We start from the raw sequence: 19,613 nt of genomic DNA, 5'->3' as shown, positions 1-19,613 counted from the left end.
GCAAGAAACGGGGGTCTTTTAAATGAAACCTAGAAAAATACCGCTTCGCAAATGCGTAGCTTGCCAGCAGATGATGCCCAAGAAGTCGTTAATCCGCGTCGTCCGGTCTCCGGAAGGTGAGGTTTCGATCGATCTCACCGGCAAGAAATCGGGACGGGGAGCTTATCTCTGCGGGCAAGTGGCTTGCTTCAAACTCGCCCATAAGAACCGGGCCCTGGATCGTGCCTTAAAGGCTCCGGTGGGGCCTGAGGTCTATGAGCAACTGGCCCGTGATTTCTTGGCGGTGGAGGAAGAATTCATCTCCAGCCGGGATCGGGATGAGGCGGCCGATGATGAGTAAGGCGCTGAATCAGCTTGGTCTGGCTACAAGGGCGGGCAAACTGGTGACCGGTGATGAATTGGTTCTGAAAATGATCCGCTCTGCGGAAGCAAAACTGGTCATCGTTGCAGGAGATGCATCATTGAATACTCAGAAGAAATTCCGCGACAAGTGCGCAACGTACGAAGTCCCCTTGGCCATCGGATTCGACAGAGAGCGGCTCGGTTCCAGTGTAGGCAAGCCGGAACGGGTCGTGCTCGCACTGACGGATCAAGGGTTTGCCGATATGATTACCAAAGAAATCGTGAAAACGTCGGAGGTGGAGTATATTGAGTAAACAAGAAAACAAAGATAAACTCAGGGTGTATGAATACGCCAAATCGCTCAATATGAGCAGTAAAGAAATTATTACGATTCTTAAACGTCTTAATATTCCGGTAAATAACCATATGAGCGTTATGGAAAATGACTCCGTATCTCGTGTGGAACAATTTTTCAAGGATATTAAGAGCAATGCCGCTGCCAAGAGAGAAGGCGCGGGACGCGCTGAGGCACCAGCTAAATCGACGGCTCCGGCTTCCGCAGGAGGAAGCCAGACACCGAAACCATCAGCCGGGGAAGTAACCGGCCAGCGTGGAGAACAAAGTCGAAATGTCCAGGGAAATCAAGGACAAAGCAGTCAAAGTCAAGGTAATCCAAAAAATCAACAAGAAAAGCAGGTAAGCATGAATAATAGACCAAATCACAATAACTCAACGTCTGCCTCAGGCAGCACCCAAGCCACTCAGGAAAGAAATAGCCGCCCATCCGGTGGAAATCATCAATCGCAAGGAAATCGTCCTCACCAGGGATCAGGCCAATCGCAAGGGAATCGTCCTCAGCAAGGTCAAGGTTCCGGATCTGCGGGTAACCGCAATTCGCAACCCAACCGCGGTCAAAGTCAAGGCGGCGGACAGCAGGCTTCACGTCCGGGGAATGCCGGAAACCGCAGCACCCAGCCAAATCGGAGTGCTTCTCCGGGGAATAACAGCGGCGGCGGAAACTTTGGCGGCAACCGTAGCCAAGGCGGACAAGGCAGCAGCCCAGGCGGACAAAATCAGGGCTTCAAAAAAGGAAACAACAACAATTTCAACAATAATAAATCCAAGGGCTTTGATGATAACCGTCAAGGCGGATACAAGAACAACCGCGGCGGAAAAGGCGGCCGTGGCGGAAGAGGCGGATACAACCAGCAGCCTCCACGCGAGAAGATCGACAATACGCCGAAGAAAATTATCGTGCGCGGCACGATGACCGTAGGCGAAACCGCAAAACTGCTTCATAAGGATGCTTCCGAAGTTATTAAGAAGTTGATTACGCTTGGGGTTATGGCTACGATCAACCAAGAACTTGATATCGACACCATTCTGCTTCTTGCCGGTGATTTCGGAGTGGAAGTGGAAGTGAAGATTCCGGTTGAGGATGACCGCTTCGAAACGATCGAGGAAGTGGATGAAGCAGCGGATCTGTTGGAACGTCCACCGGTTGTAACGATCATGGGTCACGTCGACCATGGTAAAACGACATTGCTCGATGCCATCCGTTCGACGAACGTGACCGGCGGAGAAGCCGGCGGGATTACCCAGCATATCGGGGCTTATCAAGTCGAAATTAACGGCAAGAAAATCACGTTCCTGGATACGCCGGGCCACGAAGCGTTTACGGCCATGCGTGCCCGCGGTGCCCAATTGACGGATATTACGATTATCGTCGTAGCGGCCGATGACGGCGTTATGCCGCAAACGGTCGAAGCTGTCAACCATGCCAAAGCTGCCGGACTTCCGATTATCGTAGCGGTGAACAAAATCGATAAACCGGACGCCAATCCGGATAAAGTAAAACAGGAATTGACCGAATACGGTCTTGTTCCGGAAGAATGGGGCGGAGAAACGATCTTCGTCAATGTTTCGGCCAAACAAAAAATGGGCCTCGAAGACTTGCTTGAAATGATTCTGCTCGTTGCAGAAGTCAATGAATATAAAGCGAATCCGGATAAACGCGCCCGCGGCGCCGTCATTGAAGCCGAGCTCGATAAGAGCCGGGGACCGGTTGCCCGCATCCTGGTGCAGCACGGTACGTTGAAAGTCGGCGACGCGTTCGTAGCGGGGAATAGTTTTGGCCGCGTTCGGGCAATGGTAAACGATAAGGGACGCCGCCTGAAAGAAGCGGGACCTTCCACACCGGTGGAAGTAACGGGTCTGACGGAAGTGCCGCAAGCCGGCGATCCGTTCATGGTATTTGAAGATGAGCGCAAAGCACGCTCCATCGCGGACAAACGGGCGGTTACGCAACGTCAGTCCGATCTCGGTTCCAATACCCGCGTAACGCTTGACGATTTATTCCGCCACATTAAAGAAGGCGAGATCAAGGACCTGAACGTAATTATCAAAGCGGACGTTCAAGGTTCGGTCGAAGCGCTCAAGGGCTCTTTGGAAAAAATCGAAGTGGAAGGCGTTCGCGTGAAAATCATTCACAGCGGTGCCGGTGCCATTACGGAATCCGATATTATCCTAGCCGCAGCTTCGAACGCCATCGTCATCGGCTTTAACGTCCGTCCGGACAGCCAGACGAAGGCAACAGCGGAGCAAGAAAAAGTCGATATCCGTCTGCATCGCGTTATTTACAACGCGATCGAGGAAATCGAACAGGCGATGAAAGGAATGTTGGATCCGGTTTACAAAGAAACGGTTATCGGACACGCCGAAGTCCGCAACACGTTCAAAATCAGTAAAGTGGGAACCATTGCTGGTTGTATGGTTACTTCGGGCAAAATTTCGCGTGCTGCGGAAGCCCGCCTGATCCGCGACGGCATCGTCGTGTTCGAAGGCAAAATCGACTCGCTTAAACGGTTTAAAGATGACGCCAAGGATGTTGCGCAAGGCTATGAATGCGGGATTACCCTTGATAATTACAACGACCTCAAAGAAGGCGACGTTATCGAAGCGTTCATTATGGAAACCGTCGAACCGAAATAAGGTGAGGTGTCACACATGGCCAAAAATCGTACCGGCCGCGTAGGCGAACAGATCAAAAAAGAACTTAGCGTGCTAATCCAGAGCGGGCTTAAAGATCCCCGTATCGGATTTGTCACCGTGACCGGCGTTGATGTGACAAGCGATTTATCGCAAGCAAAAGTGTATCTGAGCGTGTTTGGAGATGAGGAGAGCAAGCAGGCTTCATTGAAAGGCCTTGAAAAGGCCGGCGGCTTCTTGCGTACCGAACTCGGCAAGCGAATACGCCTCAGACACACCCCGGAATTAATTTTCAAGATCGACGAATCGATCGCATACGGCAGCCGGATCGAGAAGCTGCTGGGAGATATTTCGCACGAAGATGAAAATTAGAATTTAAAAGGAGACGGCAATGCAGACCAATGAACGGGAGTTCCGGCAAGCGCAGCAGTTTTTGACGGAGCATGATCATTTCCTAGTCGTGTCGCATGTACAGCCGGACGGAGATGCAGTCAGTTCTACCCTTGCGGTGGGCTGGCTTCTCTCATGTCTGGGTAAAAATTACGTTATGGTCAACGAGGGGCCGATTCCGAAACGGATGGAGTATTTATGGGAATCGGAGAAGATCATCGATCTTTCGCAAACGCCACTTGCTGAGTCTTATAAGCATGTGATTTGTGTAGACTGTGCCGATTTCAAGCGGACGGGCAAGAGCAGCACTCTTTTTTCGGAGGATGCACAAATATTGAATATTGACCACCACCCGACAAATGACGGGTATGGTTTAATTAATCTCATTGTTCCCGATGCGGCGGCGACGGTTGAAATCTTGTTTGAGCTGATTCAGTTCATGAATCTGGAGATGAATCAGAACGTGGCGACAGCGATTTATACGGGCCTCCTGACGGATACAGGCGGATTCCGCTATTCCAGCACTTCACCCAAAGTGATGGCCATCGCATCAAAACTGCTGGAATACGGCGTTGATGGCCCAGGCTTGTCGGAGCTGCTTCTGGAGCAGATGACCCTGCCGCAGTTGAAGCTGCTGACCCGTGCCCTTAATGGGCTGCAGATCAGTGAGGACGGCAAAATCAGCTGGGTATCCGTGAATGATGATGATATGAAGCTCACCGGAGCGATTCATGAGGATTTGGAGGGGATCGTGAATTACCCCCGCAATATTCAAGGAGTCGAAGTGGGTTTGTTGTTTAAAGTAATCAATGAAAATGCGGTGAAGGTCAGCATGCGTTCAGCCGGAATAGTCGACGTGGCGAGCGTTGCGCAAAGCTTTGGCGGCGGGGGGCATGTCCGGGCTGCAGGAGCGCGGATCGAAGGAAGCCTTGAAACGGTCGTTTCGGGCGTGATAGAGCAGGTGAAGCAGCGGTTATGAATTCCTATGAAGGCATCCTGCCAATTATGAAACCTGCCGGATTTACCTCGCATGATGTTGTGGCGAAGAGCCGCGGCATTCTGAAGATGAAGCGGATCGGGCATACGGGGACGCTGGACCCTGCAGTAACGGGCGTTCTTCCGCTCTGTTTGGGGCGGGCGACCCGTGTTGTCGAGTATTTGCAGGAGCTTCCGAAAGAATATGAAGCTACATTGGTTCTCGGCCTAGCCACGGACACGGAAGACATGACCGGGAACGTCCTGGAACGGCTGGAGCAAGTATCTGTGACCGAAGCCGAGGTACGGGAAGTGCTGGAACAGTTCGTAGGAACTATCTCTCAGGTGCCTCCTATGTACTCTGCGTTGAAGCAGGACGGCAAACGGCTGTACGAACTGGCGCGCGAAGGGAAAACCGTGGAGCGGCAGCCGCGCGAGGTGAGTATTCACGAGCTGGAACTGCTGGCTTTGAACCTTGATCCTGTCCATCCGAAAATAAAATTTCGCACGCTGTGCTCCAAGGGGACGTATATCCGTACGTTATGTGTTGATATAGGACGGGCCTTGGGCGTACCGGCCGTTATGGAACAACTGGAACGGACGATGTCGGCGGGCTTCCGGGAGGAACAATGTTTGACCTTAGAGCAGTTGGCTGAGGAAGTTCAGAAGGGCACCTTGCCATCTCGGTTAATACCTGTTGATCATGCTGTGAGTCATCTACCGGCGCATACCGTAAATGAAGAAAAGGTTAAAGCAGCTCTGCAAGGCCAACGTTTATCGCGTTCAGTGGTTCAGCCGCCGGCTGCTCCAGGCGAGACCATCCGGTTATATAGCCCGGAACAACAATTTTTAGGCATTTATCTTGTGGAGGAATCGGGTGCAGTGGCACCGGTCAAGGTATTTCTTCCGGAGTAATATGAATCTAGCAAATCCGAGTGAAATTGCAGGTGAGACGATATTGGAAACGATACATTTAACTTATCCATTGACAGATGACATCATAGCCGCAGTGGCAAAACGTCAAATTTTGGCCATCGGCCAGTTTGACGGACTTCATCTCGGTCACGCGAGCGTCATCGAATCTGCGGTCCGGCTTGCAGGAGAGGAAGGACTGCCCTCTGCGGTCATGACTTTCCATCCGCATCCTAAAGAAGTCATGAAGAAAGGCGACTATGAAGGCTATCTCACCCCGCCGGCCGAGAAAGAAAGAATTCTTCGCGGCATGGGCGTGGATTACTTATACATCGTTGAGTTTAACGACGCTTTCTCCCGTGTCAGTCCGCATAATTTCGTGAGCGGCATGCTTGTGCCGCTGCAAATTCATACCGCCGTGGTCGGCTTCGATTTCCGGTTCGGGTATCGCGGGGAAGGGTATGCCGGAATGCTTAGGGAGCTTAGCGAAGATTCGATGGACGTGAATATTGTACCGCCGTTTCTGATCGAAGGCGAAAAGGTCAGCAGTTCGGATATCCGCAAGGCATTGCAGGAAGGAAATATCCGGCAGACGGACCGTTGGCTCGGTCGGCCTTACGCGATCAAAGGAACGGTCATGCACGGGGAGAAACGCGGACGCAAGCTCGGATTTCCAACTGCTAACCTGCAGTTGGATGAGCACTATGTTCTGCCGGCCAGAGGCGTATACGCCGTAAGAGTTAGCTACGGGGGAACCGTGCTCTCGGGCGTGATGAATGTGGGTGTAAAGCCGACTTTTCACGAGAATGAAACCAGGCCTTCATTTGAAGTTCATTTGTTCGATTTTAGCGGTCAGCTTTACGGAGAGTCCTTGCTGGTTGAAGTGGTCGATTTTATCCGTGAGGAACGTAAATTCAGCGGCATTGATGAGCTTGTAGCGCAAATTGCGAAGGATGCCGAGACTGCAAAACAACTGCTGAGTTCCGAAGATTAGTCGCGCGGTTAGCGGCATTTACTTTTATATGTCATCTATGCTATACTAATCTACGTTGTTTATGCGGGATATTTTCGCATAGACGCGATAACCTTGGCTTGGTTACCGGTCTCACCGTCCGGCTACTAGGCTAATGGCGATTTGATAAAAGGAGGTGAACAGGATGGCATTAACTCAAGAACGCAAACAACAACTGATTGAAGAGCACAAAACTCATGAATCCGATACAGGATCACCAGAGGTGCAAATTGCTATCCTTACGGAGAACATCGTGAATTTGACGGACCACTTGCGTACGCACAAGAAGGACCATCATTCCCGTCGCGGTCTTCTGAAAATGGTTGGTCAACGCCGCAAGCTGTTGGCTTACTTGAAGAACAAAGACGTTAAGCGTTACTCCGCTTTGATTGAAAAGCTCGGATTGCGTCGTTAATTTGCCTTTGTTTTACCGAAGCAGCCTGGTTGTCGCCGGATTCGCTGATCAAGCGGACGGTGTGCTTCCGGGTTGCTTTTTAAAAAGTTGGAAATGTATACGTTTTTGTGGCAAACTATATATCGCTTAGTCCAAGCTCCGTCAGGAGCTTTTGTTGTGAATAGGACAAGCTCTATGTTATTCTGCGATTAATGCATTCTGCGTTTATGAATGTGATAAAAGCAGGAAATAATGAGACTTGTACCGAACTGTTATTTGTGATAAGGAGGGATTTCATGGAAAAACATGTAAAAATGCAGTTGGGGGGAAGACCTCTTATACTGGAAACCGGACGTTTGGCCAAGCAGGCGAATGCCGCTGTCATGGTACGGTACGGAGAAACGGCAGTTTTGTGTACGGTTACGGCTTCTTCTGAACCGAAGGATCTTGATTTTTTCCCGCTTACGGTCAATTATGAAGAAAAGCTGTACGCCGTAGGGAAAATTCCCGGCGGTTTCATTAAACGGGAAGGGCGTCCCAGCGAAAAGGCGATTCTCGCCAGCCGCTTGACCGACCGTCCGATCCGTCCTTTGTTTCCGGAAGGATTCCGTAATGACGTGCAAATCGTCAATCTCGTAATGAGTGTGGATCAAGACTGCGAGCCTGAAATCGCAGCTATGATCGGTACTTCCGCAGCGCTGAGCATTTCCGACGTGCCGTTTAACGGACCGATCGGCGGGGTGGCCGTTGGCCGTGTGGACGGCAAATTCGTCATTAACCCGGACATTGCCCAGCAGGAAGCCAGTGACATCTATGTCGTCGTGGCAGGTACCAAGGACGCTATTATGATGGTGGAAGCGGAAGCAAATGAAGTTCCTGAGGAAGTCATGCTGGAAGCGATTATGTTCGGTCATGACGAAATCAAGAATATCGTAGCTGTCATTGAAGAGCTTGTTGCGGTTGCCGGTAAAGAGAAGATGGAAGTGAAGCTGCACGCGGTCAATGCAGAGGTCAATCGCGACGTTCGCGATTTTGCCGAAGCACGCCTTGTGGAAGCCGTAAAAATCGTCGAGAAGCATGCCCGTCAAGATGCCATTGACAGTATTAATGATGAAACGGTAGCCCATTTTGTGGAGAAGTACATAGAGTCTCCTGAGCTTCTTGGCGATGTGAAGGAAGTACTGCACGATATCGTTAAAGAAGAAGTGCGCCGCCTGATTACTCATGACAAAGTTCGTCCTGACGGACGGAAGTTGGATGAAATCCGCCCGATCGAATGCGATATTAACTTGCTGCCGCGTACGCATGGCTCCGGCTTGTTTACCCGCGGTCAAACCCAGGCGCTCAGCGTTTGTACGTTAGGAGCCTTGGGCGATGTGCAAATTCTGGACGGCATCGATCCGGAAGAATCGAAACGATTCATGCACCACTATAACTTCCCGCCGTTCAGCGTAGGCGAAGCTCGTCCTTTGCGCGCTCCGGGACGTCGTGAAATCGGACATGGAGCTCTCGGTGAAAGAGCGCTATCCAAAGTCATTCCGCCCGAATCCGAGTTCCCGTATACGATTCGTCTCGTATCCGAAGTATTGGAATCCAACGGTTCCACTTCGCAAGCGAGCATTTGCGCCAGTACGCTGGCGATGATGGACGCTGGTGTTCCGATCAAAGCGCCGGTGGCCGGTGTGGCGATGGGGTTGATCAAGGATGGCGAGCATGTGTCGATCCTTACCGACATCCAGGGGATGGAAGACCACCTCGGAGACATGGACTTTAAAGTCGCCGGTACGTCGGAAGGCGTTACTGCGATTCAGATGGACATCAAAATTGACGGTATCGACCGCCAGATTTTGACCGATGCGCTGTCGCAGGCACGGGAAGGCCGCATGTTCATCCTCTCCAAGATGACCGATCGCATTCAAAAGCCGAAGGAACATTTGTCTCCTTATGCGCCTAAGATCATGATCATGAATATCAATCCGGACAAAATCCGCGACGTTATCGGTGCCGGCGGTAAAATCATCAATAAAATTATTGAAGAAACCGGCGTAAAAATCGATATCGAGCAAGACGGCCGCGTATTCATTGCTTCAACCAATGAAGAAATGAACAACAAAGCACGTTCGATTATCGAAGGCATCGTGAAGGAAGTCATTGTTGGAGAAATATACATCGGTACCGTAAAACGGATCGAGAAATTCGGCGCTTTTGTTGAAATTCTGCCGGGTAAAGACGGTCTTGTACACATTTCTCAGCTTTCGACGGAACGCGTAGCTAAAGTGGAAGATGTAGTGGCGATCGGTGATACCGTAACCGTGAAAGTAACGGAAATCGATCAGCAAGGACGGGTTAATCTTTCCCGTAAAGCGGTATTGACTGCGGAAACGGAAAAATCGCCATCCTGATTTAGGCTACTCACCCTAGCGCGGAAAAGAGGCAGAATGAAATAATTCTGGCTCTTTTTTATTTTTTTGGAAGACTTATTTCGCCTGTCCGCATAATTTTTACCCGGTATTCATAAGATGAGGACAAAACCCGCTGAAGGGATGAGTCTGTCATGAATCGGAAAAAGTTCGCGCTTGTGTGTCTTTGCATGCTTTTGGTCTTCGTGCTGGGGCAATTTGCGGGGATCCGTGTCTTTGTGGAAGGCCGAGACAACCGCGAGCGCGGTCAGGATGCCTTCGGGCGTTTTGCGGACAGCCGCGGAGAGTCACAATTGCTGGAAAAGATAGAAGAAGAGGCAACCAAGCGAAGGGTCGAGCCCGTTGACGCCGTAGTGGACCGGGTCTGGCGAGCAATACCGGGGTATAACGGTCTGGAAGTTGACGTCGAAGGCACATATCAAAAAGCAAGATTGCAGCCGGAAGGTTCGGAAATTCAATATTTGTATAAAGAAATCAAGCCCAAGGTTCATCTCGACGATCTCGGAGCGCATCCCATTTATCGCGGAAACCCTAACAAGCCGATGGTCGCTTTAATGATCAATGTCGCCTGGGGCAACGAATTTATTATTCCGATGCTGGATACGCTGGACGAGTCCAAGGTAAAGGCGACGTTCTTTTTTGATGGAAGCTGGTTAAAAAAGAATGCCGACCTGGGACTGGAAATCCAGAAACGGGGGCATCAGTTGGAAAACCATGCCTACTCCCACCCCAATATGAGCGAGTTGGACGATAGCCGGGCCAGATTGGAGATTTCCAAAACGAAAGAGGTACTCAAGGAGAAATTGGGCGTGGACAATCGCTGGTTTGCGCCGCCATCGGGAGATTTCGACGATCGAACCGTGCAACTGGCTGCCGAACAGGGACTGAAAACGGTCCTTTGGACGGTAGATACGATCGATTGGAGAAAACCGCCCGCAGATACGATCATTAACCGAATCGCAAGCAAGGTGGAATCGGGATCGCTGATCCTCATGCATCCGACCGCTTCGTCCCGGGATGCGCTCAAGGGAATGATTCAGGTCATCCGGAAAAAAGGGTTGACGCTGGGCACGGTGGAAGAAACGTTGTCGCCGAACCGGGTCCATGTGCCGGGGAGTTGAGGAATCGGTGTTTTTTTGATAGGATAATGGTGCATTTGTTTAGTTACGTAAACGAAGCATATGCTTTCGAAGCAAGTTTTACTGCGAAGTATTTCTTTAGTAGTTAATGCTTCGTAAAACTAAGCGTATGCTTTCGAAGCAAGTTTTACTGCGAAGTATTCCTTTAGTAGCTAATGCTTCGTAAAACTTTTAGGAGGGCCAGTCGTGAATAAAACGCAGTTAAAAAACGGCCTTCGGGTGGTTATGGAGAAAATACCGACCTGCCGTTCGGTGTCGTTCGGCATATGGGTAAAGACGGGTTCCCGTAACGAAACGCCTGAAATGGGCGGGATTTCGCATTTTATTGAACATATGCTGTTCAAGGGCACGGAACGCTTCAGCGCCAAGGATATCGCAGAGCAATTCGATGCCATCGGCGGCAACGTGAATGCATTCACTTCCAAGGAATATACGTGTTATTACGCGAAAGTATTAGACGAGCATTTGCCGATTGCGGTAGATGTGTTGTCCGATATGTTTTTCCGCTCCTTATTTGACGAGGAAGAGTTGCGTAAAGAGAAGAACGTGATCGTGGAAGAAATTTCGATGTACGAGGATACGCCGGATGATATGGTCCATGATCTGCTGGCGGAAGCCGCCTACGGAACCCACGCGCTCGCGCTGCCTATTCTCGGGACGGAAGAAAAGCTCCGGGCCTTGGGACCGGCCGATCTTCGTTCGTATATGAAAGAGAAATATACGATCGAAAATACGGTCATTGCCGTCGCCGGCAATATCGATGATTCGATACTTGAATTGCTTGAGAAATACTTTGGGGACTTTGGAAACCACGGGACAGCGGATGCCTTGTCTGCTCCTGATTTTCTTGGCGGCCTCAAGTTTTACCGTAAAAAAACCGAGCAAAATCATATTTGTCTCTCTTTCCCGGGATTACCGGTAGGGGATCCGAATCAGTATGCGATGGTACTGCTGAACAATGCTCTGGGGGGCGGAATGAGTTCCAGGCTGTTTCAGGAAATCCGCGAAAAGCGGGGGCTGGCGTATTCCGTTTATTCTTATCATAGCTCTCATGCGGATAGCGGCTTGTTCACGGTCTACGCCGGTACGGCGCCTAAACAGACCAAAGATGTGCTCGACTTGACCAAAGAATTATTGCATGAAGTGTCCGAAAAAGGCATCACGGAAAGCGAATTGCGTAAAGGCAAGGAGCAATTAAAGGGCAGCTTGATACTTAGCTTGGAAAGCACGGGCAGCCGGATGAACCGTCTAGGCAAAAATGAGCTGATGATCGGACGGCATTATACGCTTGATGAAATGATAGACCGCATTGAAGCCGTTACTATGAACGATGTGAACGATGTGCTGAAAAAAATGTTCAGCGAGCCGTATGCACTCGCCATGGTCGGTGCTTCGGACCGCGTGCTGTCGGGAATAAGGAGAGATGAACTTGTCATTTGATGTACAGATCAAAAGAATCGCCGGAAATGAAGATATCGAGCTTCCCCGCAAAATGTCGGAGCTGGCCTCCGGGTTCGATTTGTATGCTGCGGTAACCGAGGACCTGGTGCTAGAGCCCGGTCAGCGCAATCTGGTGCCTACCGGCATCGCCATTGCTATGCCGGGCGGGCTCGAAGCGCAGATTCGTCCGCGCAGCGGCCTGGCATTCAAACATGGCATCACTTGCTTGAACACGCCGGGGACGATCGATGCCGATTACCGGGGCGAAATCAAGGTGCTGCTGATCAACCTGGGCCAGGAGCCGTTCGCGATCAAACGCAACGAACGGATTGCCCAGATGGTGTTCCAGATCGTTCCGGAAGTGAATCTGCTTCAGGTTGACGAGCTTTCGGAGACTCTCCGCGGGGCCGGCGGGTTTGGTCATACAGGTACGAAGTAACACGGAATTCTTCGTCATTATCCATTGAAATTAATAAAGGCAACGGAGTTGAATCTCCGTTGCCTTTATTTGTTCGGACAAGCTAACCCGCTTGCCTCAAGGTTTCCTTTTTATGATATCTTCCAATTTGCCGATTTGGGCATCGCGTGAATCGATAATATCCTGACGTGTTGTGTACACAGGCACATCCGGCATCAGTGCCGTTTGATCATCCAGTTTGCTATTGGGCCGTTTAAATTTTTTGTAGGAAACATTGAACTGAAATCCGGAATGGGGCAGCGAGAAGCCCAGGACATCCCCATAACTGGAGGGCTGATTACCGGTTGGTTCCCCGAGAATCGTTCCAAGCTTATTATCTTGAATGATGACGGCAAACCAGTTGCCTGAACTAAAAGTTTTGGGTGAAGTCAACACATAGAGATTCCCGGCAAAGGAAGGGGTGGCCGGATTGGTAATTTCGACTTGATAGGGATCGGAACTAAAGTAGCCGCTGGTCTGACTCTCGCCTCTTTGTTCAGCAGCCTGCTTGGAAAAGCGGACCAATCCTGAATAACTTCCATATTTGTCGACTCCATCTATGTAACGTAAAAATTCATCAATTACTCTGGAATCTCCGCCCGAGTTGTTTCTTATATCAACAGCCACATGCTTAATCTTCAGGCTTGCGACTTCGGCAAAGAAATTTTCCAAAGTGCTTAAATAGTCTTGATTTACCTTACACGTATTTATGCGCAAAATCCCGAGCGACAGCTCCTCATTTAAAGTATAGCTGTAGTCTTCGTGCCCGGTATCAAATGCGGTCTTTGAAGTGTTTGATGATTTTAGGGGAACAAGCGGCAGGTCCAACTGGACAAGTTCTCCATCCCGGTCAATCGTAATGGAAACTTTGCCATCTTCAACGAGGTTTAAATCCTTCAGAAACGCCCCATTGGTTAGCATTGAAATACCGCTTGTCTTTACCCAGTATTCATTCTCAGCGGGCACTACTTGAGTGAGTTTTTCCAACAACTCTTCCGGCGTAAGCCCCCCGAGCTCGACCAAGAGGTCGCCGCGCTGAAGCTGAAGCGTGGAATTCAGTACCACGGGTCCTTCTGGCGCCCAGTATAAGGGGAGAGAGATTACTTCCGTCGCGGCGGAAAATGGATTTATCGTTGTATGCGCATCATGAGCCGAAGCAACGATTTTATTGGCAGAAAAATAAAACTGTTCTTTAGTCAATGGAGATTTTATCTGCTCATAGACCTCATTTATCGTCTCTTGCTGCTCCTTACTCCAACCTTCCATCAAGGCAGGATGAACCTCTTCCATCGTTTTCACTAAATAATCGAGATCCTCCGTCATCTCCTGGACCGTTATAGTCATATTTACCGGCGCATCGGTCGGCAGATCCGAACTGACGGGTTCCGTTGAATCTCCCAACGCTGTTGATGCGACCGACTCGGCGATATCGCCGGAAGGTGGATTGTTTTTTGCAGGATACAACAGGAATAACAAAATTCCGGCAACGACAACAAGGAATAACGTGACGGTCCTTATCATTGTTTTTTTCATATGCAGATCCCCTTTTATAATTTGTTATATCTTAGGAAGAATTCGATTTTTTCACTGTGAGTTTTTGCACTTGATACAAAAGGAAATCCGCCCAGGCTGAGGAGCAAATCACCTCGCTGCAAATCGTGTTGCGAAGTCAGGACGATGGGTCCCTCCTGCGTCCAATCGAGAGGCAGCCTCAGAGTTTTGGTGGTTCTGGAGTATGGACTCATTGCTGTATGTGCATCTTGCAATATAGTGATGATTTCATTGGCTATAAAATAAAACTGGTCGCTAGTCATAGGAGTTTGAGCGCGTTCGTATACTTCGTCAATCAAATCCTGTTGCTCCCGGTTCCATCCCTCGATCAGAGCGGGATGAACCTGTCCGATCGTACTTACCAGATAATCCAGATCCTCTTTCATTTGTTGGACCGTCATCGTTGGTACTGCCGGAACCGTGTCTACAGGTTTTGTAGAAGAAGAGGGGGCGTTTCTTTCCGAATTAAACAAACAACGCCCCGATAATTACAATGGCGAAAGCCAACGTAATTTCTATGAATCTCTTTGACATAAGTTAGGCTCCTTTCCTATTTGTTGTATTCTAAAAAATGATCCGCATTTTTAATATGAGCTTTCGCACCGAAAAACGGGGATAGACGTATAATGTTTCACCACTTCGTGGGCAGCGGCATAAGATGCTCTATACTGTATGGCCTGGAAGGAGTGCCGATCTTGATGTTAACCGGTCTCACCATCGTTTTTTTGGGCGGAGATGCCCGCCAGGTGGAAGTGATCAATAAATGTGTGGAACTGGATGCGATTGTCCGGGTGGTTGGTTTTGAAACACTGGAATCTCCGCTAGCCGGCGTTAGTCATGAAACGCTGACCCCGGCACTGCTTCAGGAAGCGGACGTAATCGTGCTACCGGTGGTGGGCTGCAATGATCAGGGGGGGATAGCCGCGCCGTTTTCCACCACTGATCTGGTCTTGAAGAAAGAGATGTTTGCTGCGATAAAGGAAGATACATTGGTTTATACAGGCATGGCAAAAAGCTATTTGAAACGGATGGGAGCGGAATACGGTTTTCGCTTAATCGAATTGCTGGATCGCGATGATGTGGCGATTTACAATTCCATTCCTACCGCCGAAGGGGCGGTAATGATGGCGATTCAGAACACGGAAATCACTATTCATGGTTCGAATTGTATCGTTCTCGGGATAGGGAGAACAGGATTTACTTTGGCGAAAACGCTGCAGGGTTTGGGAGCGAATGTACAGGTGGGAGTGCGGAAGGAAGCCGATGTGGCCAGGGCGGTGCAAATGGGGTGGAAGCCTTTTGTAGCAACGGATTTGAACGCTTACAATAGCGCTATTGACTTGATTTTTAATACAATTCCGACTATGATAGTCACAGCGCAAATCATCTCGAAATTGCCCCGTCAAGCTGTTATCATCGATCTCGCGTCGGCTCCCGGAGGATGTGATTTCCGGTTTGCCGAGAAACGCGGAATCAAGGCGCTCCTTGCTCCCGGTTTGCCCGGAATCGTCGCTCCCAAAACGGCTGGTATTATCATAGCGAATACGCTCTGTCAGTCGATATTGGAAGAGTTTCATTTACGGGGGGATGAAGAGTGAATTGGCAGGGGAAAACAGTTGGATACGCTGTGACGGGATCGCATTGTACATTAGCTGAGGTTATGCCTCAGATTCAGCGGTTTGTCGATGACGGCGCCAAAGTGGTGCCGATCATTTCGCAATCGGTAATGATGACGGATACCCGCTTCGGTAAATCGGAAAATTGGCAAAAACAGTTGAAAGATATAACAGGGAATGATATCATTTCTTCAATTGTCGACGCGGAACCGCTAGGACCAACCAAGTTGCTCGATGTACTTGCAATCGCTCCTTGTACCGGGACTACGACAAGCAAGCTGGCGAACGCTGTGACCGATAGCCCGGTGCTGATGGCTGCCAAAGCGACGCTTCGCAACGGCCGCCCGGTGGTGATCGCCGTGTCGACCAATGACGGATTAGGTTTTAATATGGCCAATATAGCTAAACTGCTCGTGGCCAAACATATTTATTTTGTCCCGTTTGGTCAGGATAACCCGGATAACAAACCCAACTCGCTCGTCGCAAGGATGGAACTGGTGCCTGAAACCTGCTATGCCGCGCTCGAAGGCAAACAGCTCCAGCCGTTGATTATCGAACGTTTTCGGGATTGATCCAACCCACCTAACCAGGAGATCCATTACATTAATATAAATAGTTCTATTAGAGAAGGGGAGACGTGCCAGATGAGCAAAAGGAAATTTAATGTCGCCGTAGTCGGAGCGACGGGAGCCGTAGGGGAGCAAATTATCGGATTATTGGAGAAAAGGGACTTTCCGGTAGAAAAGCTGAAGTTTTTGTCTTCGGCCCGTTCCGCAGGAACCGTTCTTCGTTTTAAGGGACAGGAAATTACCGTTGAGGAAGCTGGACCGGACAGTTTTGAAGGCATCGACATCGCGCTGTTCAGCGCGGGCGGAGATGTCAGCAAAGCGCTTGCCCCGCATGCCGTGCGTCATGGCGCAGTAGTCATCGACAATACAAATGCGTTCCGGATGGAAGAGACGGCTCCGCTCGTCGTTCCTGAAGTTAACGAACATATGATCAGCAAGCATCAAGGAATCATTGCCAATCCTAACTGTTCGACGATTCAGATGGTGGCGGCCCTTAAGCCGTTGTACGACCGTTTTGGAATTTCGCGGATTATCGTTTCTACCTATCAGGCCGTATCCGGTGCCGGCGCCAAGGCCATCAACGAAATGCTGCGTCAAAGCAAGGATGTGCTCGAAGGACGCGAAGTGACGCCTGACATTTTGCCGGTAGGTTCGTTACCGGTGAAGCATCAGATCGCCTTTAATGCCGTACCGCAAATCGACAAATTCCAGGATAACGGGTATACGCTGGAAGAAATGAAGATGGTACGCGAAACGAAGAAAATTTTCGGAGACGATTCGATCCAGGTTACCGCGACTTGTGTCCGTATTCCGGTTGTTTACGGTCATTCCGAATCTGTTTACGTCGAGCTTAAGAACGATTATGAACTTGAGGAAATCAGAGACCTGCTTTCCAATGCTCCTGGCATTGCGCTGGTCGATGATCCGGCCTCGCAAAGCTATCCGCTCGCCACGAATGCTGCAGGCAAAAACGATGTATTCGTAGGTCGACTACGCCGCGATCTTGGTAATCCGCGCGGTTTGAATCTTTGGATCGTTTCGGATAACCTGCTCAAAGGCGCGGCATGGAATGCCGTACAAATCGCGGAGATCATTGCGGCCCAGGAATAAGGCCGCTGATCGTCCATTTTACATCATCACGACAACGGAATGAAGAATAGCTTTACTCCGCTTACTAAATTGGAGGAATACCCATGCGCATTTTGGTGCAGAAGTTCGGTGGCACGTCTCTCTCTACAAAGGAAGCCAGAGGACATGTCATCTCTCATATTCGCCGGGAACTGGATAACGGTTACCGGCTTGTCGTTGTGGTTTCAGCCATGGGACGTAAAGGGGATCCTTACGCCACGGACACACTCTTGGATCTGATCGCGACAGGAGGGGGCTCCCTGCCCTCACGCGAACAGGATTTACTGCTTTCCTGCGGTGAAATTATTTCGGCCACGATGCTATGCAGCTTATTACAAGAAATATCTCTCAGCTCCGTCGTTCTTACGGGAGCTCAGGCAGGCTTCCGTACGGACAGCCAGTTTGGCAATGCGAGAATCCTTGATATTGTGCCGACCAGAGTCCTGGAGGAATTGGAGCGGAACGATGTTGTTATCGTAACCGGATTCCAAGGCCAGAATCAAAACGGCGATTTTACTACGCTGGGCCGGGGCGGAAGCGATACTTCGGCAACGGCGCTGGGTGCGGCGCTGCATGCGGAAATGGTAGATATTTATACCGATGTGGACGGTATCCTGACCGCCGACCCAAGAATCGTAGAAGACGCCAAACCGCTTGACTACGTCAGTTACGCCGAAATATGCAATATGGCTCACCAGGGGGCGAAGGTGATTCACCCGCGCGCCGTGGAAATTGCCATGCAATCCGGCATTCCTGTCCGGGTGCGTTCTACTTTTTCGCAAGGTGAAGGAACCTTGGTTGCCAATCCGGAAGGATTCAAAGACGTGCAGATCGGCATTGTTGACCGCTATGTGACCGGAATCGCTTATGTGGCCAATGTGACGCAAATCAAGGTTGAATCGGGCGGCAAAGGTTCGGACAACCTGCAATTGCGGGTTTTTAAAGCCATGGCGGAAAATGCGATTAGTGTCGATTTTATTAATGTAACCCCGTCCGGAGCGGTTTATACCGTTTTTGACAGCGATGCCAACAAAGCGAAGTCCGTTTTGGACGATTTGGGACTTAATCCGCAAATTGTTAGCGGATGTGCCAAAGTATCGGTCATCGGCGGAGGAATCAACGGCGTGCCGGGGATCATGGCCCGAATTGTCGAGGCACTGACGGAACAGCAAATCCAGATCCTGCAGTCTGCCGATTCCAACACCACGATCTGGGTACTGGTGAATAAGGAAGATATGGTGCAAGCCCTCCGAGCCTTGCATACCAAGTTTGAATTAGGCAAGTAACACGGCTGTGCTTGAATCGAATGAAGAATAACAAGGAGGAGACAGCGTGGATTTCGGAAGATTGATAACAGCGATGGTAACCCCCTTCGATAACCGGAATGAGATCGATTGGGAACAAACCGCTCGGCTTATGGACTATTTAATCGACGAGCAGAAGTCCGACAGTCTTGTCGTTTGTGGAACGACGGGAGAGTCTCCCACTTTAACCGATGAAGAAAAATTGGAATTGTTCGCATTCGCCGTCAAGCATGCGGCGGGACGCTGTAAGATTATTGCAGGGACGGGCAGCAATAATACGTCTCATTCGATCCACCTGTCCAAGGAAGCCGAAGCGGCCGGTGTCAATGGATTATTACTGGTAGCCCCATATTATAATAAACCGAGTCAGGAAGGACTTTATCGTCATTTTGAAGCCATAGCTGAGTCGACGAAGCTGCCGGTCATGCTTTATAACGTGCCTAGCCGGACCGTCATCAGCCTTAGCAAAGAGACGACATTGCGGCTCGCCCAGATTCCTAATATCGTCGCTACGAAGGAATGTGCTGCGTTAGATCAGGTTGCCGGGATCGCATCGGAAGCTCCTGAGGGCTTTAAAGTCTATTCGGGAGACGATTCGGCCGCATTGCCGGCGATTGCTGTGGGGGCTCACGGCGTAGTAAGCGTAGCGAGCCATATTGTCGGTAAGGACATGAAACGGATGATCGAATTGTTTATCGGTGGAAATGTCGCAGCCGCGGCGAAAAGTCATCAACAACTGCTCCCTGTATTTAAGGGGCTGTTCGAGTGTCCGAATCCGGTTGCCGTGAAATATGCGCTTAATGAGCTAGGGTATTCCGTGGGGTCTGTACGGCTTCCGCTCATACCTCCATCGGAAGAGGAAGCGGGCAAAATTCGCGAATTGTTGGGCTGAAAACCATAAATTTGTTCTATTTCCATAAACCGATGCCGGTAAAACAGGCATCGGTTTTTTGACTGTGGAGCAAGGTAACGATAT

General features: G+C 50.1%; 19 protein-coding genes. 17 read left to right on the top strand and 2 right to left on the bottom strand.

Features of this window, described 5'->3' with window-relative positions; genetic code table 11:
• The first annotated feature begins 22 nt into the window (after positions 1-22).
• The 12 genes from rnpM to dut all read left to right on the top strand — a co-directional run bounded on the left by rnpM (position 23) and on the right by dut (position 12,451).
• Complete coding sequence (gene rnpM / locus ACLB09_RS07695; protein ID WP_410769215.1) at positions 23-340, top strand: RNase P modulator RnpM; 318 nt, start codon at positions 23-25, stop codon at positions 338-340.
• Positions 333-656, top strand: a complete 324-nt coding sequence (locus ACLB09_RS07690) for a L7Ae/L30e/S12e/Gadd45 family ribosomal protein (RefSeq protein WP_410770057.1) — start codon at positions 333-335, stop codon at positions 654-656. Before rnpM ends, ACLB09_RS07690 begins: the two co-directional genes overlap by 8 nt.
• Positions 649-3,333, top strand: a complete 2,685-nt coding sequence (infB, locus tag ACLB09_RS07685; RefSeq protein ID WP_410769214.1) for a translation initiation factor IF-2 — start codon at positions 649-651, stop codon at positions 3,331-3,333. Before ACLB09_RS07690 ends, infB begins: the two co-directional genes overlap by 8 nt.
• A 15-nt stretch (positions 3,334-3,348) precedes the next feature.
• A complete protein-coding gene (gene rbfA, locus ACLB09_RS07680; RefSeq protein ID WP_410769213.1) occupies positions 3,349-3,702 on the top strand; it encodes a 30S ribosome-binding factor RbfA in 354 nt (117 codons plus the stop codon).
• Positions 3,703-3,721: 19 nt separating this feature from the next.
• Positions 3,722-4,699: a DHH family phosphoesterase gene (locus ACLB09_RS07675; protein WP_410769212.1), complete on the top strand. Its 978-nt coding sequence runs from the start codon at positions 3,722-3,724 to the stop codon at positions 4,697-4,699.
• Positions 4,696-5,610, top strand: a complete 915-nt coding sequence (gene truB / locus ACLB09_RS07670) for a tRNA pseudouridine(55) synthase TruB (protein ID WP_410769211.1) — start codon at positions 4,696-4,698, stop codon at positions 5,608-5,610. Before ACLB09_RS07675 ends, truB begins: the two co-directional genes overlap by 4 nt.
• 43 nt (positions 5,611-5,653) lie before the next feature.
• Positions 5,654-6,601, top strand: a complete 948-nt coding sequence (locus ACLB09_RS07665) for a bifunctional riboflavin kinase/FAD synthetase (protein WP_410769210.1) — start codon at positions 5,654-5,656, stop codon at positions 6,599-6,601.
• A gap of 163 nt (positions 6,602-6,764) precedes the next feature.
• Positions 6,765-7,034 carry a 30S ribosomal protein S15 gene (rpsO, locus tag ACLB09_RS07660; RefSeq protein ID WP_076168040.1) on the top strand — a complete coding sequence of 90 codons (270 nt, stop codon included), beginning with the start codon at positions 6,765-6,767 and terminating at the stop codon, positions 7,032-7,034.
• Between the two features lie 275 nt (positions 7,035-7,309).
• Positions 7,310-9,415, top strand: coding sequence for a polyribonucleotide nucleotidyltransferase (pnp, locus tag ACLB09_RS07655; protein WP_410769209.1), 2,106 nt, complete (start codon positions 7,310-7,312; stop codon positions 9,413-9,415).
• Positions 9,416-9,567: 152 nt separating this feature from the next.
• Positions 9,568-10,554, top strand: a complete 987-nt coding sequence (locus ACLB09_RS07650; protein WP_410769208.1) for a polysaccharide deacetylase family protein — start codon at positions 9,568-9,570, stop codon at positions 10,552-10,554.
• 204 nt (positions 10,555-10,758) lie between these two features.
• Positions 10,759-12,012 carry a M16 family metallopeptidase gene (locus tag ACLB09_RS07645; RefSeq protein WP_410769207.1) on the top strand — a complete coding sequence of 418 codons (1,254 nt, stop codon included), beginning with the start codon at positions 10,759-10,761 and terminating at the stop codon, positions 12,010-12,012.
• Positions 12,002-12,451, top strand: coding sequence for a dUTP diphosphatase (gene dut, locus ACLB09_RS07640; RefSeq protein WP_410769206.1), 450 nt, complete (start codon positions 12,002-12,004; stop codon positions 12,449-12,451). Before ACLB09_RS07645 ends, dut begins: the two co-directional genes overlap by 11 nt.
• Positions 12,452-12,547: 96 nt before the next feature.
• Here the strand turns inward: dut and ACLB09_RS07635 are convergent, their stop codons facing one another.
• Positions 12,548-14,002: a S41 family peptidase gene (locus tag ACLB09_RS07635; RefSeq protein ID WP_410769205.1), complete on the bottom strand. Its 1,455-nt coding sequence runs from the start codon at positions 14,000-14,002 to the stop codon at positions 12,548-12,550.
• 14 nt (positions 14,003-14,016) lie between these two features.
• Complete coding sequence (locus tag ACLB09_RS07630; RefSeq protein WP_410769204.1) at positions 14,017-14,421, bottom strand: hypothetical protein; 405 nt, start codon at positions 14,419-14,421, stop codon at positions 14,017-14,019.
• Between the two features lie 297 nt (positions 14,422-14,718).
• Between ACLB09_RS07630 and dpsA the strand changes: the two genes are divergently transcribed.
• The 5 genes from dpsA to dapA all read left to right on the top strand — a co-directional run bounded on the left by dpsA (position 14,719) and on the right by dapA (position 19,529).
• Positions 14,719-15,618, top strand: a complete 900-nt coding sequence (gene dpsA, locus ACLB09_RS07625) for a dipicolinate synthase subunit DpsA (RefSeq protein ID WP_410770056.1) — start codon at positions 14,719-14,721, stop codon at positions 15,616-15,618.
• Complete coding sequence (locus ACLB09_RS07620) at positions 15,615-16,208, top strand: dipicolinate synthase subunit B (RefSeq protein ID WP_410769203.1); 594 nt, start codon at positions 15,615-15,617, stop codon at positions 16,206-16,208. The genes dpsA and ACLB09_RS07620 overlap by 4 nt, the downstream gene beginning before the upstream one ends.
• A gap of 72 nt (positions 16,209-16,280) precedes the next feature.
• Positions 16,281-17,315: an aspartate-semialdehyde dehydrogenase gene (locus ACLB09_RS07615; protein ID WP_410769202.1), complete on the top strand. Its 1,035-nt coding sequence runs from the start codon at positions 16,281-16,283 to the stop codon at positions 17,313-17,315.
• An 83-nt stretch (positions 17,316-17,398) separates the two neighbouring features.
• Positions 17,399-18,619 carry an aspartate kinase gene (dapG, locus tag ACLB09_RS07610; RefSeq protein ID WP_410769201.1) on the top strand — a complete coding sequence of 407 codons (1,221 nt, stop codon included), beginning with the start codon at positions 17,399-17,401 and terminating at the stop codon, positions 18,617-18,619.
• A 46-nt stretch (positions 18,620-18,665) separates the two neighbouring features.
• Positions 18,666-19,529, top strand: coding sequence for a 4-hydroxy-tetrahydrodipicolinate synthase (gene dapA, locus ACLB09_RS07605; protein WP_410769200.1), 864 nt, complete (start codon positions 18,666-18,668; stop codon positions 19,527-19,529).
• The last annotated feature ends 84 nt before the right edge of the window (positions 19,530-19,613 follow it).

It is taken from the genome of Fontibacillus forbon, from assembly GCF_046559655.1.
In the GTDB taxonomy this organism is placed as follows: Bacteria; Bacillota; Bacilli; order Paenibacillales; family Paenibacillaceae; genus Fontibacillus.
This window is presented reverse-complemented; position numbering and strand designations above follow the sequence as displayed.

Excerpts from the sequence above, each read along its gene's own strand:
- dapG (WP_410769201.1), top strand. The coding sequence starts at position 17,399 with ATGCGCATTTTGGTGCAGAAGTTCGGTGGCACGTCTCTCTCTACAAAG.
- ACLB09_RS07650 (WP_410769208.1), top strand. The coding sequence starts at position 9,568 with ATGAATCGGAAAAAGTTCGCGCTTGTGTGTCTTTGCATGCTTTTGGTC.
- rnpM (WP_410769215.1), top strand. The coding sequence starts at position 23 with ATGAAACCTAGAAAAATACCGCTTCGCAAATGCGTAGCTTGCCAGCAG.
- ACLB09_RS07630 (WP_410769204.1), bottom strand. The coding sequence starts at position 14,421 with ATGACGGTCCAACAAATGAAAGAGGATCTGGATTATCTGGTAAGTACG.
- rbfA (WP_410769213.1), top strand. The coding sequence starts at position 3,349 with ATGGCCAAAAATCGTACCGGCCGCGTAGGCGAACAGATCAAAAAAGAA.
- rpsO (WP_076168040.1), top strand. The coding sequence starts at position 6,765 with ATGGCATTAACTCAAGAACGCAAACAACAACTGATTGAAGAGCACAAA.
- pnp (WP_410769209.1), top strand. The coding sequence starts at position 7,310 with ATGGAAAAACATGTAAAAATGCAGTTGGGGGGAAGACCTCTTATACTG.
- ACLB09_RS07690 (WP_410770057.1), top strand. The coding sequence starts at position 333 with ATGAGTAAGGCGCTGAATCAGCTTGGTCTGGCTACAAGGGCGGGCAAA.
- ACLB09_RS07615 (WP_410769202.1), top strand. The coding sequence starts at position 16,281 with ATGAGCAAAAGGAAATTTAATGTCGCCGTAGTCGGAGCGACGGGAGCC.
- ACLB09_RS07635 (WP_410769205.1), bottom strand. The coding sequence starts at position 14,002 with ATGAAAAAAACAATGATAAGGACCGTCACGTTATTCCTTGTTGTCGTT.
- dpsA (WP_410770056.1), top strand. The coding sequence starts at position 14,719 with ATGTTAACCGGTCTCACCATCGTTTTTTTGGGCGGAGATGCCCGCCAG.
- ACLB09_RS07675 (WP_410769212.1), top strand. The coding sequence starts at position 3,722 with ATGCAGACCAATGAACGGGAGTTCCGGCAAGCGCAGCAGTTTTTGACG.
- truB (WP_410769211.1), top strand. The coding sequence starts at position 4,696 with ATGAATTCCTATGAAGGCATCCTGCCAATTATGAAACCTGCCGGATTT.